Here is a 12,688-nt window from a genome sequence, read left to right on the forward strand (position 1 = left end):
CGCAAAGAGGTGCCTTCGTGTCTGACTCTGCTGTCCTTGATTCGCCTGCCGTTCTCACCGACACTCCCGCAGTGCCCCCGCCACCCGTGAAGGTCTCTCCCGCAAAGGCGCTCGAGATCTACCAGGGTGATGCCAATTTCATGACATCGCTGGCGCGCGGCCTCACGGTGCTGGAGACATTCACACAGCAAACGCCGCAGATGACCATCTCTCAGCTTGCGAACAAGACAGGTCTCAGCCGCGCGGCTGTCCGCCGCTGCCTCTACACCCTCAACAAACTTGGCTACGTGGGTTCCGAAGACGGCCAGCGTTATTCCCTGCGGCCCAAGATGCTGTCGCTCAGCCACACTTACACCGTCAGCAACACACTCTCCTCTGCGGCGCAGCCCATCCTCGAACGCATGAGTGAAAAGCTGAACGAGAGTTTCTCCGTGGCTACGCTGGACGGCGACGAGATCGTTTACATCGCCCGCACCCAGGTGCAGCGACTCATGAGCGTCGATCTTCACATCGGCAGCCGCCTGCCCGCCTACTGCACCAGCATGGGCCGCGTCCTCATCGCATCGCAGCCGCCGGATGAAGTTGAACGTTACCTGTCCCGTGTCGTCCTCAAGCCATTTACACCTCGAACAGTGAATACGGTCGAAAAACTTCGTATGCTCCTGCGCAATGTCCGCCGCAACGGCTACGCCGTCTGCGATCAGGAATACGAAGTCGGACTCCGTTCTATGGCCGTTCCGGTGTACGCTCCCAGCGGCAAGGTCATTGCCACCATCAACCTCAGCGGTCACGCCCCACGCATGCCCATGATGGAGATGCAGGCCAAATTTCTCCCCTATTTGCGCGCCGCAGCCAATGAATTGAGCGTTTTTCTCCGCTAGTCAGTTCGCATCGGAAGAAATTACCCACGCCTGAGAAGATTCCTCCCCGCCCGGGGTGTAATCCAATTTGCGCCACACGCGTCTCCCTAGAACAGCAACTGGAATCCAACTTTGTTGATTTGCAGGGGCTGTATCCGGTGGAGGCGTTTTTGACACCAGAACTCTGTGTCGTCGTACCAACCTTTAACGAACGGGAGAACGTTCCACTCCTGATCCGAGAACTGTCTGCGTCTCTCGAAGGCTGGAACTGGGAGGTCGTGTTCGTTGACGACGACTCCGTCGATGGCACTGCGGACGTTGTCTCCGTCCACGCAAAGACGAACCCTCGTGTTCGCCTCATTCATCGCATCGGGCGCCGTGGACTCTCCTCGGCCTGCCTGGAGGGCATGTTGTCCTCGCAGGCCCCTCTGCTTGCTGTCATGGACGCCGATCTGCAGCACGACTCCAGCATCCTTCCCCGTATGGTGCAATGCCTGCAACAGGGCTCGCACGATGTGGTCGTCGGCACGCGCAACGCCGACGGCGGCAGCATGGGCGAGTTCTGCAAGTCGCGTGTCCTTCTCAGCCGCACCGGACAGCGCCTCAGCCAATGCATCTGCCGCTGCAAACTCTCTGACCCCATGAGTGGCTTCTTTCTGATCCGGCGCAGTTTCCTTATGGAAGTGGTGCGCAACGTCCGCGGAGAAGGCTTCAAGATCCTCGTGGACATGCTAAGTTCCGCCCACCGCCCGATACGACTGGCAGAGGTGGGCTATACCTTCCGCGCCCGTACCCACGGTGAAAGCAAGCTGGACGCCGCCGTTGCCATCGAATATCTCTTCCTGGTGCTGAACAAAATGCTGGGCGACGTCATCCCCGTCCAGCTCACACTGTTCATGCTGGTGGGCACCATCGGCCTTATTCTTCATCTGTTGACGCTGCTCTATCTGGTAGATGGACGGCATGTACATTTCCTTACAGCACAGATCATCGCCACCTTCCTTGCCATGACGGAAAACTTCGTCCTGAACAACCGGATCACCTTCCGCGACCGCCGTCTCAAAGGCAAACATCTCCTGCCGGGAATCCTGCGATTCGCCGTCACCTGCTCCTTTGGCGCATGGGCCAACTTCATCTTCACCCGCGCCCTCTGGCAATCCGGGGTGGAATGGTTGGTTGCGGGCTTCGCCGGCATTATGATCGCGTCTGTCTGGAATCTATCGGTAAGCAGTTTCGTTACGTGGCCCGTCCGTCGCCATACCGCAGACGCACGGCCAGACTATGATCCTGCGATGTCAGGCAATATCGAGGTCACGCATTGAGTCTTTTTGCACGACGATTCTGGAGTCTCTTGGAACGAATCCCCCTGGCCGTCCGCATCCTGTGGCTTATGGCTGCCCTGGCGCTGCCCATCTGGGCCTCGCTCGATGACACAGCCTGGGACATGCAGGTGTACAACCACGCGCTCATCAGCATGGATCGCGGCCATGACCCATACCAGGACGCCACAGACATCCAGAAGCAGCATCACCAACAACTGGCAGCCAACGGGCGGCTGGCCAACGATCAGGCGCCGCCTTATAGCTACGTCTACGCGCCCATCACGCTGCCGCTGCTGAAAGCCCTTGGCCATCTGCCGCGCACGTTACTCATAACGCTGTACTGGCTGGTCTATTTCGCCGGTGCACTTAGCGCCATCGCGGTCTGCGCCACCTTCGCACAAGCCTCTGAAATTCCGGGGGTCCTCTACCTCGCAGGCATTGCCCTCTTCTTCCCGGGTTTGTTGGCCAACGGCGTCATCCTCAGCGGCAATATTGCTTACATCCTTTACGGAGCAATCTTCGCCACAGCCCTGCTCGGCTGGCGACGCAACCAGTGGATCCCCTTTTACGCAGTGATTCTTTTCGCCACCTGCGTGAAAGCGCCCATGCTGTCGCTGATTCTCATCGCGCCGCTCTCCAGTAAGAAGAACTGGCTTCCTACCTTCAGCGTCATCACGGCAGGTATCGGTCTATACGCACTGCAACCGATATTCATGCCATCACTCTTCCGTCACTATCTTGAGGCGGTAGAGCTACAGTTCAGCTTTAATCACGACTTTGGCTGCAGCCCTGCCGGTCTCTTCAGCAGTTTCCTCTACAAGCGCGGCATCCCTTACTCTCCCAGCTGCTACCTCTTCTTTGCGGCCTATGCACTCCCCATCTTTGCGGCTCTGCTCTATGGCGCTCGCCTATACGAACGCGGTCGCATCACGCTTCAGCAGTGGGGTCCTGTTCTTCTTGTCGGCGTGTTGCTCTTAAATCCGCGCATCATGGAATACGACGCCGCAGCCATCACCCTGCCCCTGGCACTGATCGGCTGGCGTGTCGCACGTAGCACTACCCGCCCTGAGCTCGTCTACACGCTGAAAGTCCTTGCCTTCGTCGTCCTGAACGGATTGGCCATCTACAGTTGGCTCATCCGCAAAGCCATCGACGGCCCGCTCATCCTGCTCACCTTCGCAGCCGGATACTGGCTGCTGATGAAAGAAGCAAAGCCAGTGCACGAAGTTCAGACCATAGAACCCCATTCCCGCGCACTGGCTTCCACCTGATTCTTCGTTAAGAGCTACCGCGAAACGCCTTCCAGCGGCGAACTCGCTGAAGCATACAGACGCCTCGGCATACGACCCGCCAGATAAGCCTGCCGTCCGGCCAGCACTGCATTCCCCATCGCCTCAGCCATCAGCACCGGCTCGCGCGCCTCAGCAATCGCCGTATTCATCAGCACTGCGTCGAACCCCATCTCCATCGCAACAGCCGCATCGCTCGCTGTGCCCACACCCGCGTCCACGATCAACGGAACTTCCGTGATCATCTCGCGAAGGATGCGAAGGTTCGCTGTGTTCTGCAAACCAAGGCCTGATCCGATTGGCGCTCCCAGCGGCATCACGGCCGCCGCACCGGCGTCAATCAATCGTTTCGCAAACACAATATCATCAGAGGTATACGGAAGAACTGTAAAGCCTTCCTTCACCAGAACCTCAGTTGCTAACAGTGTCCCGGCAACGTCGGGATACAGCGTCCGCTTGTCGCCAATGACCTCAATCTTCACCCAGTCGGAGATACCCACCTCACGCCCCAGCCGAGCAGCACGGATCGCCTCCTCGCCGGTATAGCAACCTGCCGTATTCGGCAGCAGGAAGTACCGTTGTGGATCGATAAAATCCAGCAACGACTCCTTGGACCGGTCCAGGTTCACGCGACGCACCGCCACCGTAACCATCTCCGCGCCCGACGCCTCAATGGCATCCCGCGTCTCCGGTCCATCCTTGTACTTTCCTGTTCCAACAATCAGCCGCGACTGAAATGCCTTGCCTGCAATGACGAGAGGTTCCATGCCTTCCATTCTATGAGCGGTTCTCACGCTTATGCAGTGTCCTGCGTCACCAGAAACGGTAAAAGGTGTCGTCCAATTCAACTGCGCTTAGTCAGCCATGCCGCATTCTTCGCAAGCTGGTCGGCAGGCACATCCTGTAGCAGGGTTACCAGCAGGTCCGACATCCGCACACTCGCCAATTTCTCCCGCCACGCCCGGTCCGCATCCCACATCACCCGTGCAATGCCGCAGGGCTTTGTGTCGCAATACCCCGGTTCGCGGCATGGATTATTCCCGCGAATCTCTGTGCAGACAAACGTGGAAGCCTTCCCCTCCACCGCCTCCACCACATCCAGAAACGTAATCTGATCCGGCGAACGCTTCAGGCGATAACCCCCATTGGGGCCGAGTGTTCCTTCCACCAGCCCCGCCAGCGACAACGCCTGAAGCGCCTTGGCCAGATATTCCTTCGGAACCCCATGAAACTCCGCCAGCACCTTCGCAGGCAGAAAATGGCCCTCCGGCAACCCCGCCAGTATCGCGCAACAGTGTAGGGCCCATTCCACATGATTCCGAAGTTGCATTAGCTCAACCCTGCCGCCGCCAGGCCGTACACCTCATCCTGCGATCCCGGCACCGCCCGGAAAGCAATGGAGGCACGGTTCCATCCATTAATCACCATCAAAACAAAGGTCAGGTCCGTCAATTCCTTCTCCGAAAGTTCCTTCCGAGCCGACTCGAAAATGGCGTCGCTCACGCCATGAGCATCCAGCTTCGTCACCGCCTCGGTCCACTCCAGGGCGGCGCGTTCCTTCGGGGTAAACAGGTTGCTCTCGCGCCAGATGCTCACATGGTAAAGCCTCAACTCACGTTCCCCGGCAATCTTCGCCTGCTTCACATGCATATCCAGGCAGAAGGCGCAGCCATTCAATTGCGAAGCGCGAATCTCCACCAAGGCCTGCAGCTTTTCGTCGATGACGCTCTTCTTCAGAGCCATGCTCATCTCCAGGTACTTGCGGAACAACTCGGGTGACTGGTGCGCGTAATCAATACGAAGTGACATGAGACTATCCCTCTCTTTCTTATACGGATATTTATTATCCGTAATTAAGATGTTCCTTGCGAATGCTCGATGCAAGAACAAAACAAAAAAGAAATGGCCCGTGCCGGATAGGCATGCGGGCCATTTCTTATTTGCGGTGAACTGTTGAGATTTGACCTGAGGCGTCCACTCGTTCGGAGGGCCTCGGCGGAGTCAGCCGTGCAAAATCCCCATACTGGCGGATGTAGTGCATTGTTCGGCGAGATTGCCAGGTCTGGAGCGGAACGCTCTAGGCCTCAGTCACCTCACGTGTTGAACCACACAAACTACTGTCACATTTCATAGGCTTGGACCATCCTCCTTTCCCGTGTAAGCGTGAGACTACGCCTGCCGAAAACCGTTAGCAAGACCATACAAACGCCGGAATCCGCCAGTCTCAAGGCATCCCCGCCACCTTTTGCCAACGTCTCAAAAAACCGGTTGCTGAATTCAGAAAGAGAAAAGCTGGGGGTTCCATGAAGGGTCTCACCATTGTTGGAGTTGTATTGGTTCTCGCGGGCATTGTGACGCTGGTTACCGGTGGATTTTCTTTCAAGGAAAAGAAGCAGGACGCCAAACTAGGCCCCATCCAGGTCAGCCACACGGAAGAGCATTCCTTTCCGATCGGCCCTGTTGTCTCCGGCGTTCTTATCGTTGCCGGGCTCGGCCTCGCAGTAGCAGGCGCACGCAGCAAGTAATCGCTGCAATAAGAAAAACCCCGGTCGCATATGCTGCCGGGGGTTCTTCGTTTGTCTGGAGCTTCATCTTCAGCCGTGTTTGAAGTACTGGATTGCCCTCTCGTGCTTCTCGGCGGCTTCGCGCGAAGAAAACGTTCCCAGATTCCTGCGCTTACCCGTCTTCTCATCCACCTTGCGGGAGTAAATACGAAATTCACCGGATTTAAGTTTGCGAATCATGGCACATGAGACGCCTTCCAGATCGCACACAGCGAATGCCTGCGAGACGCCGTATCGCGCCCATATTCGAACGGCTCAACAACACCCACACCTATACTGAAATTCGTGGCATCCCATTGGATCATTCCCGCGCTCGCAGGCATCATCGGCCTCGCGCTTGGCAGCTTTCTCAACGTCTGCATCGTACGTCTTCCTGCAGAGGAATCCATCATCTCGCCGCGCTCTCGCTGCCCCCACTGCCACGCGCAGCTACGCTGGTATGACAACATTCCGCTGCTCAGCTATCTGTTGCTCCGTGGCCGCTGCCGCGATTGTCACGAGCGCATCTCCTGGCGTTACCCGGCGGTCGAACTCGCTGTAGCTCTCTGGTTCGTCGTCAGCTTCTGGCCGTTCACCCATCCGCTGCCCGGCGACTTCGACCCGATCACGCAGCTCACTCTCCGCTGCTTCTCCACCGCCTGCCTTGGATGGTTCCTCATCGGCCTCGCCGTCACGGATTGGCGTGAACACATCCTGCCCAGCGACCTCACCTACGGTGGCATCTTCGTGGGACTCGCCATCACCTGCATGCAGGCGTTCTTCCTCGACTCACAACAGGACGACGTCGTCCTCAAGCACGAGATCAACATCAACAGCGCCAACGCAGGCCGCAGCACCGGCAATGTCTTCCTCACCGGGCCAGAGTTCCACATCTTCAGCCACATCTTCGCAGCCGCAGCAGCGTTCCTTCTGCTCTACGCCATCCGCGCCATCTACAAAGCCCTCCGCAAACGCGACGGCATGGGCCTCGGCGACGCCAAACTCCTCGCCATGATTGCAGCCTTCCTCGGCTTCGCTCCAACAGTAGTCGCACTGGCCATCGGCATCTTCCTCGCCACGCTCTACGCAGTCCTGCTTCTCGCACGAGGCAAAGGCAAAGCAACTACTCGTCTCCCCTTCGGCAGCTTCCTCGCCGTTGCGGGCCTCATTGCAGCTTTTTACGGCCAAACAATTGCAGACGCTTATTTGTCCCTCTTTCAATAACTGTGGGAGCCAGCGAATATAGGACGTAATCCGTTATTCCCCTCTTAGGCGCCGGCATTTAATATCCATAAATGGGTGGAATCAGTACTTTCGGCGCCCTCAAACGGACGGGATACGGCGCATGGGAAGGGCTAGCCGCAACAAGAGAACTAAGAGGTTGGAATCGACAGCCGAAAATACACCACTACAGTATTCTGCGCCTTCTGCATCAAGAGCAATACCCCTCTCCTTTGAGTTTTGCGCGAGCATCGTCTTAACGATCTTGCTATTCCTGCTTGACAAAGGTGGCAAAGCAAACTCTTGGGTATTTGCAATTGGCCTTCTGCTGATATACCTGCTTACTGTCCATCCACTCCTTGGCCTGAAATGGATAGGTTCCGGAACAGATAGGGCGAGGCAGGCCAAGAAAATTTCCTGCGTCGTAGTGCCTTTCTTCTTCATTGTGCCTTTGGGAATTTGGGTGTTTCCGATCGCGACCAAAAAGCCTTCCGATAGTGGGAAGTCTCTCGGGATAGCCAGCCTGACAATGAAACAGCTATTCGATCAAGACTTCAGTGGATCATCGGTTACTCAAGATGTGCCACAAATTGTGGTGCTGAATCACAGTCGCAGAATCGACATCGTGGCAAAGATGGTGTTTTCGCTTACCGAGCAGACATTTTCTATTGCTTACTACATTCCAGCGAATGTAACCCCTGTCTTAGTAGCGAAAACGGCTGCGGAAAATTACCAACAAGTTCTCAAAGAGAGAGATAAGTTTCGTGGGACGGAAGTGGATTATGGCGGCGGAAGACCTATGAACACAGATGACGCGACTTTTACAAACAAGGCGATTGTCTACTATGACGGCAGGCTGAGTCTTCAGGAGCAAGCTGCAATTGAAAGGGCCTTCAATAGTCAGGGCATTTCAGTGATCACGAGGGAATATGCCTATCTCATGGAAGAACTTCGCAATCGAAAAATTCAAGCCAACCCAAGGTAAACATCGGGCATCATCCGCGACCTCCGCGCCACACACTCCATGACGCAACAGGACCTGGCCGACCGCATCGGCGTCACCCGCCAGACCATCATCGCCATCCAGTCGGACAAGTATTCCCCGTCACTGGAGGTCGCCTTCCGTATCGCGACGGTATTTGCGATTCCGCTGGAACAGGTCTTCCAGTATCAGCCGTCATCACCCGCCAAGAAAACGCGTTAAGCCTTACGCAGTCGCATGGGCCAACCGATCCGAACCAGCGTCTCATCGGGATCGGAGAGCGAAAACTCATACATCCCCCACGGCTTCTCTTCCGGCCGCTTGCCCTTTTCCAGAATTTCCGCGCCGAAGACAGCAGCCAGTTCGTCCACTTTCTCCGTGTACAGGTAGAGTCCAAACGGATTCTTCCCGGGAATCAGCCAGCCCGGCACCGACGGCTGCAGATGAATCTCGCCACCCAGCTCGTCTGAAAGCATCAGGTACTCTTCATCGCCAGAGGCATTCGTGAATCCCAGTCGCGCATAAAACGCGCGGCTCCGCGCCACGTTCGTGCACGGAAGAATCGCCGTCAAAGTATGCCTGCGCTCCGTCATAACCCGAGTATGTTCCCCTGCCATTTGCTTCACAACGTCTTGCGACTAGAATCAGAACTGGAACTAAAGAAAATTCAGAGGATGGCATGAACACGTCACATCCCTATATCTGGAATTACCTTCCGCTGGCCTTCCAGTTGCTGGTGGCCGTCGGACTGGCTGGCGGCATGGTCGTCGGATCGTATTTCATCGGCAAGAAGCGTGCCAGCAAGGTCAAGGCAGGCGCCTACGAATGCGGTATGGAGCCCGTCGGCGACGCCCGCGGACGCTTTTCCGTGCGCTTTTACATGGTTGCCATGCTCTTCATTCTGTTCGACGTGGAAGCCGTCTTCATGCTTCCCTGGGCGGTGATCTATCGCCAGCTCCCCCACATCACCGGATCGCGCTTCTTCGGCTTCTGGGAGATGATCGTGTACCTCGGCTTTGTAGCCGTGGGCCTGTTTTACGTTTGGAAGAAGGGCGTCCTTGACTGGAGCCAGGACAAGGCGGACCTCTAATGGCAGAAGCTCTCCTCTCCCTCGAAGCCGTTCGCGAACACATGGCCGACAACCCGGCCGTAGTCGCGCTTGCCGATCTCGCCGTAAAGGCAAAATTTGATCGCGACGAACTCACTATTTACGTCGCATCGCAGAACATCGTCGCTGCTGCAACCGCCGTGCAGAAGGCCGGTTACAACTTCCTTGAAGATGTAACCGCAGTTGACTGGTATCCCAGCGAACCACGCTTCCAGGTGACCTACCACATCGTCAGCATGAAGCTGAAGCAGCGCATCCGCCTCGCGGCACTGCTCGACGGTGAAGATCCGGTCATCGACTCCATCACCTCCGTCTGGCCCAGCGCGAATTTCTACGAGCGCGAAATATGGGACCTGTTCGGCATCCGCCTCATCGGCCACCCGAACCTGACCCGCATCATGATGCCCACCGACTGGACGGGCCATCCGTTGCGCAAGGACTACCCCGTCGAGGGCTACCGCTAAACATTGCGAACATGGCGTAATCACTGCGCCCATTGCGTTCTGCTTTCAGCAACTTTTGAGGACAAGCAACATGGCACCTGTAGCCGCTCCTGACATGATCAACCCCGGTGTGGACGACGTCGTCGCAGACGCTCGCCGTCACAACCAGGACCCCTCGAACGACCACACCATGGTCCTCAACATGGGACCGCAGCACCCGTCCACCCACGGCGTGCTCCGTCTGGTGCTTGAGATCGACGGTGAGACGGTCCTCTCCGTCGCGCCGGACATTGGTTACCTGCACACCGGCATCGAGAAGACCACCGAAGCCAAGTTTTACCAGCAGGTCGTTCCTCTCACAGACCGCATCGACTATCTCTGCCCCATGACCAACAACCTGGCCTACGTGCTGGCGGTTGAAAAGCTCCTGGGCCTTGAGATTCCGGAACGCGCAGAGACCATCCGTATCCTGCTGAACGAGCTCACGCGCATCCAGTCGCATCTCGTCTGGCTGGGCACGCACGCCATGGATATCGGCGCGCTCACCGTCTTCCTCTACTGTTTCCGCGAGCGCGAAGAACTCCTCCGCCTCTTTGAAGCCGTCGCCGGACAGCGCATGATGACCAGCTACTTCCGCATCGGCGGCCTTTCCATGGAACCACCCATCGATTGGTTCGCCCGCGTGCAGAAGTTCCTGAAGATCATGCCGTCGAAGATCGCCGAGTATGAAGGCCTGCTCAGCGGCAACCCCATCTGGATCAACCGCCTCAAGGGCGTCGGCTACCTCTCACCTGAGGACGCAATTGCCCTCGGCGTCACCGGCCCGCCACTCCGTGCCTCGGGTGTGGACTGGGATCTGCGCCGCGACATGCCCTACTCCGGCTACGAGAAGTACCAGTTCAAGGTACCCATCCGCACCGAAGGCGACGTCTGGGCGCGCTACGTCATCCGCCTCGAAGAAATGTACGAGTCGGTAAAGATCTGCCAGCAGGCGCTGGACCGCATGCCGGAAGGCCCCATCGTGGCCGACGCGCCCAAGATCATCCTGCCCAACCGCGAGCAGATGAAGACCCAGATGGAATCGCTTATCCACCACTTCAAGATCGTCACCGAGGGCTTCGCAGTCCCCGCAGGCGAAGTCTTCCAGGCAGTGGAATCGCCCCGCGGCGTCATGGGCTACTACGTGGTCTCCGACGGCACGGCAAAGCCCCTGCGCGTCCACATGCGCAATCCCAGCTATGCAACACTGCAGGCGCTGGAAACCATGTGCAAAGGCAAACTCCTGGGCGACGTCGTAGCCGTCATCGGCTCCATCGACATTGTCCTCGGCGAGATCGACCGGTAAGTAACCCAAACCAAATGAGTACCCCACATCTCGCTTCTGAGATGTGGGGTTTCTTCTTGCGTTGAAGGTACGGAAGGAGTCAAATGACTGTATGGCAACCGCCGCCCACATCCCGGTAAGCGAATACCTTCACACCGTCTATCGTCCGGATTGCGACTACGTGGATGGTGAAGTTGAGGAGCGCAACTTGGGTGAACAGAAACACGGGCTCGTACAAACCGCGATTGCGGCCATCTTCTTCGCAAATCGTAAAGCCTGGGGCCTGCGTCCTATCACAGAGCAACGCATTCAGGTGACAGCGTCACGGTATCGAGTCCCGGATGTGTGCGTTGTGTCCTCCTCGGATCCAATCGAACCAATTCTTTCGATTGCTCCTGTACTTTGCGTGGAAGTCCTCTCCCCGGAAGACCGTTTTCAACGCATTATCGTCCGCGCGCAGGAATTCCAGCGCATGGGGGTATCCAACATCTGGATTATCGATCCTGAAACGCGCGAAGCATGGACCATGGATTCTAATGGCGGTGCCGTTCCCATGATGGAAGATGCCTTCACCATCCCCGGCACGCCTGTTCGCGTCGACATCGCAGATATTTTCGAAGAAATCGACAACGCTCCCAAAGCCGACAACGCTCCCAAAACATAGTGCATTGGGAAGAAACACAAAATCCCCTTTTCGGCATCACATGAGTGCACACGAGGAAAACCATGGCCGCCGATCTGCGTGAGAAGGAAAACCTTGACCAGCAGCTTGCGAACAACAGCATCCGCATCAAGGAGTTGATCGATCAGCAGTACAACGTGGAAGTCACACGCTCCCTGGTCCTCTGTTTCTCCGCACCCGACGAAGAATGCGCCCGCGCACTGAACAAAGCTCTCTTCGCAAAAGGCACTCGCTCTCTTACTCGTGACCCGGAGCAGAAATCCAACGGCCGCTGGGCCATCCAGGTGGGGGTCAAGCGCAGCTTGCGCGACGTTGTCCGCGAGGAGTTCGTCGCAGACCTGGTCCATACCGCCGCTGGCATGAAGGGTACCTACGACGGCTGGAACCTCCTTGCAGACGAACCTGCGGAACAGACTCAAAAGCACCCCAGCGTACCCGATGTTCAGGGCAGGCGGGTTGCTGCCTGAATCATTTATCCGGCTGCATCACGGCCAGTTCATTCCCTGAGGGATCCGTGAAGTGAAACCGCCGTCCGCCGGGATACTGGAAGATCGGCTGCGTGATCGCCCCACCCGCAGCCTCTACCTGCTCCGCCACCGCTTCAATCGCATCCGTCTCAATCATCGCCAGCGGACTCTTTGACCGCCCCTCATCGCTGCCGTTGTAGCCTGCTTCCAATCCCGATCCATGCGCCGTCACGTAGTCCGGGCCCCAGTCCTGGTGTGTCCATCCAAAGACGTTTCCGTAAAACGACTTCAGTACGGCCACGTCTGTTGCCGGCAGTTCAATGTAGGAAAACTGATTCTTAGCCATGAGTTAACCTCCGTGCTTCCCTGAGCACACTCTCGCGGATCAGCCCCCATCCACACCACGGCGAGAAGGTTTCGCAGTGCAGGTAGAGACAGCAGAAATGC

General features: G+C 57.2%; 18 protein-coding genes. 12 read left to right on the forward strand and 6 right to left on the reverse strand.

The features are described from left to right. Positions 1-17 precede the first annotated feature (17 nt). From AB6729_RS04650 to AB6729_RS04660, 3 genes are all read left to right on the forward strand, one after another. Complete coding sequence (locus AB6729_RS04650; protein ID WP_371080398.1) at positions 18-881, forward strand: IclR family transcriptional regulator C-terminal domain-containing protein; 864 nt, start codon at positions 18-20, stop codon at positions 879-881. 137 nt (positions 882-1,018) lie between these two features. Next, on the forward strand, positions 1,019-2,182 hold the full coding sequence (locus AB6729_RS04655; protein ID WP_371080399.1) for a glycosyltransferase family 2 protein: 1,164 nt from the start codon (positions 1,019-1,021) through the stop codon (positions 2,180-2,182). Positions 2,183-2,211: 29 nt separating this feature from the next. After that, positions 2,212-3,453 carry a hypothetical protein gene (locus AB6729_RS04660; RefSeq protein ID WP_371080400.1) on the forward strand — a complete coding sequence of 414 codons (1,242 nt, stop codon included), beginning with the start codon at positions 2,212-2,214 and terminating at the stop codon, positions 3,451-3,453. Between the two features lie 14 nt (positions 3,454-3,467). Here the strand turns inward: AB6729_RS04660 and AB6729_RS04665 are convergent, their stop codons facing one another. The 3 genes from AB6729_RS04665 to AB6729_RS04675 form a co-directional block, all read right to left on the reverse strand. After that, entirely contained in the window at positions 3,468-4,238 is a 771-nt protein-coding gene (locus AB6729_RS04665; protein ID WP_371080401.1) for a thiazole synthase, read from the reverse strand. A 77-nt stretch (positions 4,239-4,315) separates the two neighbouring features. Then, the gene (locus tag AB6729_RS04670) at positions 4,316-4,801 is read right to left on the reverse strand and encodes an Rrf2 family transcriptional regulator (protein ID WP_371080402.1); all 486 of its coding nucleotides are present in this window, start codon (positions 4,799-4,801) and stop codon (positions 4,316-4,318) included. Beyond that, positions 4,801-5,280, reverse strand: a complete 480-nt coding sequence (locus AB6729_RS04675) for a carboxymuconolactone decarboxylase family protein (protein ID WP_371080403.1) — start codon at positions 5,278-5,280, stop codon at positions 4,801-4,803. Before AB6729_RS04675 ends, AB6729_RS04670 begins: the two co-directional genes overlap by 1 nt. 494 nt (positions 5,281-5,774) lie before the next feature. On the opposite strand from AB6729_RS04675, the gene AB6729_RS04680 reads away from it, so the two are divergent. Then, complete coding sequence (locus AB6729_RS04680) at positions 5,775-5,996, forward strand: DUF3185 domain-containing protein (RefSeq protein ID WP_371080404.1); 222 nt, start codon at positions 5,775-5,777, stop codon at positions 5,994-5,996. A gap of 69 nt (positions 5,997-6,065) precedes the next feature. Here AB6729_RS04680 and AB6729_RS04685 read toward each other — a convergent pair whose 3' ends face one another. Then, positions 6,066-6,215 carry a hypothetical protein gene (locus AB6729_RS04685; protein ID WP_371080405.1) on the reverse strand — a complete coding sequence of 50 codons (150 nt, stop codon included), beginning with the start codon at positions 6,213-6,215 and terminating at the stop codon, positions 6,066-6,068. Between the two features lie 105 nt (positions 6,216-6,320). Between AB6729_RS04685 and AB6729_RS04690 the strand changes: the two genes are divergently transcribed. From AB6729_RS04690 to AB6729_RS04700, 3 genes are all read left to right on the forward strand, one after another. Further along, on the forward strand, positions 6,321-7,238 hold the full coding sequence (locus AB6729_RS04690) for an A24 family peptidase (protein ID WP_371080406.1): 918 nt from the start codon (positions 6,321-6,323) through the stop codon (positions 7,236-7,238). A 157-nt stretch (positions 7,239-7,395) separates the two neighbouring features. Continuing rightward, complete coding sequence (locus AB6729_RS04695) at positions 7,396-8,220, forward strand: hypothetical protein (RefSeq protein WP_371080407.1); 825 nt, start codon at positions 7,396-7,398, stop codon at positions 8,218-8,220. Positions 8,221-8,229: 9 nt separating this feature from the next. Further along, positions 8,230-8,439 carry a helix-turn-helix transcriptional regulator gene (locus AB6729_RS04700; protein ID WP_371081189.1) on the forward strand — a complete coding sequence of 70 codons (210 nt, stop codon included), beginning with the start codon at positions 8,230-8,232 and terminating at the stop codon, positions 8,437-8,439. On the opposite strand, the gene AB6729_RS04705 is transcribed toward AB6729_RS04700, so the two are convergent. Continuing rightward, complete coding sequence (locus AB6729_RS04705) at positions 8,436-8,810, reverse strand: glyoxalase (RefSeq protein ID WP_371080408.1); 375 nt, start codon at positions 8,808-8,810, stop codon at positions 8,436-8,438. The genes AB6729_RS04700 and AB6729_RS04705 overlap by 4 nt on opposite strands. A gap of 86 nt (positions 8,811-8,896) precedes the next feature. Between AB6729_RS04705 and AB6729_RS04710 the strand changes: the two genes are divergently transcribed. From AB6729_RS04710 to AB6729_RS04730, 5 genes are all read left to right on the forward strand, one after another. Further along, a complete protein-coding gene (locus tag AB6729_RS04710) occupies positions 8,897-9,307 on the forward strand; it encodes an NADH-quinone oxidoreductase subunit A (protein WP_371080409.1) in 411 nt (136 codons plus the stop codon). After that, complete coding sequence (locus tag AB6729_RS04715; RefSeq protein WP_371080410.1) at positions 9,307-9,789, forward strand: NADH-quinone oxidoreductase subunit C; 483 nt, start codon at positions 9,307-9,309, stop codon at positions 9,787-9,789. Before AB6729_RS04710 ends, AB6729_RS04715 begins: the two co-directional genes overlap by 1 nt. A gap of 70 nt (positions 9,790-9,859) precedes the next feature. Beyond that, positions 9,860-11,113: an NADH dehydrogenase (quinone) subunit D gene (gene nuoD / locus AB6729_RS04720; protein ID WP_371080411.1), complete on the forward strand. Its 1,254-nt coding sequence runs from the start codon at positions 9,860-9,862 to the stop codon at positions 11,111-11,113. Between the two features lie 91 nt (positions 11,114-11,204). Then, entirely contained in the window at positions 11,205-11,756 is a 552-nt protein-coding gene (locus AB6729_RS04725; RefSeq protein ID WP_371080412.1) for a Uma2 family endonuclease, read from the forward strand. A gap of 62 nt (positions 11,757-11,818) precedes the next feature. Then, positions 11,819-12,241 carry a ribonuclease E inhibitor RraB gene (locus tag AB6729_RS04730; protein ID WP_371080413.1) on the forward strand — a complete coding sequence of 141 codons (423 nt, stop codon included), beginning with the start codon at positions 11,819-11,821 and terminating at the stop codon, positions 12,239-12,241. Between the two features lies 1 nt (position 12,242). Here AB6729_RS04730 and AB6729_RS04735 read toward each other — a convergent pair whose 3' ends face one another. Beyond that, a complete protein-coding gene (locus AB6729_RS04735; RefSeq protein WP_371080414.1) occupies positions 12,243-12,587 on the reverse strand; it encodes a VOC family protein in 345 nt (114 codons plus the stop codon). Positions 12,588-12,688 lie beyond the last annotated feature (101 nt).

This window comes from Terriglobus sp. RCC_193 (assembly GCF_041355105.1).
GTDB lineage: Bacteria > Acidobacteriota > Terriglobia > Terriglobales > Acidobacteriaceae > Terriglobus.

Bases quoted from the DNA above. Each gene is read 5' to 3' on its own strand.
- AB6729_RS04665 (WP_371080401.1), bottom strand. From the start codon at position 4,238: ATGGAACCTCTCGTCATTGCAGGCAAGGCATTTCAGTCGCGGCTGATT.
- AB6729_RS04670 (WP_371080402.1), bottom strand. From the start codon at position 4,801: ATGCAACTTCGGAATCATGTGGAATGGGCCCTACACTGTTGCGCGATA.
- AB6729_RS04675 (WP_371080403.1), bottom strand. From the start codon at position 5,280: ATGTCACTTCGTATTGATTACGCGCACCAGTCACCCGAGTTGTTCCGC.
- AB6729_RS04680 (WP_371080404.1), top strand. From the start codon at position 5,775: ATGAAGGGTCTCACCATTGTTGGAGTTGTATTGGTTCTCGCGGGCATT.
- AB6729_RS04685 (WP_371080405.1), bottom strand. From the start codon at position 6,215: ATGATTCGCAAACTTAAATCCGGTGAATTTCGTATTTACTCCCGCAAG.
- AB6729_RS04705 (WP_371080408.1), bottom strand. From the start codon at position 8,810: ATGACGGAGCGCAGGCATACTTTGACGGCGATTCTTCCGTGCACGAAC.
- AB6729_RS04710 (WP_371080409.1), top strand. From the start codon at position 8,897: ATGAACACGTCACATCCCTATATCTGGAATTACCTTCCGCTGGCCTTC.
- AB6729_RS04715 (WP_371080410.1), top strand. From the start codon at position 9,307: ATGGCAGAAGCTCTCCTCTCCCTCGAAGCCGTTCGCGAACACATGGCC.
- nuoD (WP_371080411.1), top strand. From the start codon at position 9,860: ATGGCACCTGTAGCCGCTCCTGACATGATCAACCCCGGTGTGGACGAC.
- AB6729_RS04725 (WP_371080412.1), top strand. From the start codon at position 11,205: ATGGCAACCGCCGCCCACATCCCGGTAAGCGAATACCTTCACACCGTC.
- AB6729_RS04730 (WP_371080413.1), top strand. From the start codon at position 11,819: ATGGCCGCCGATCTGCGTGAGAAGGAAAACCTTGACCAGCAGCTTGCG.
- AB6729_RS04735 (WP_371080414.1), bottom strand. From the start codon at position 12,587: ATGGCTAAGAATCAGTTTTCCTACATTGAACTGCCGGCAACAGACGTG.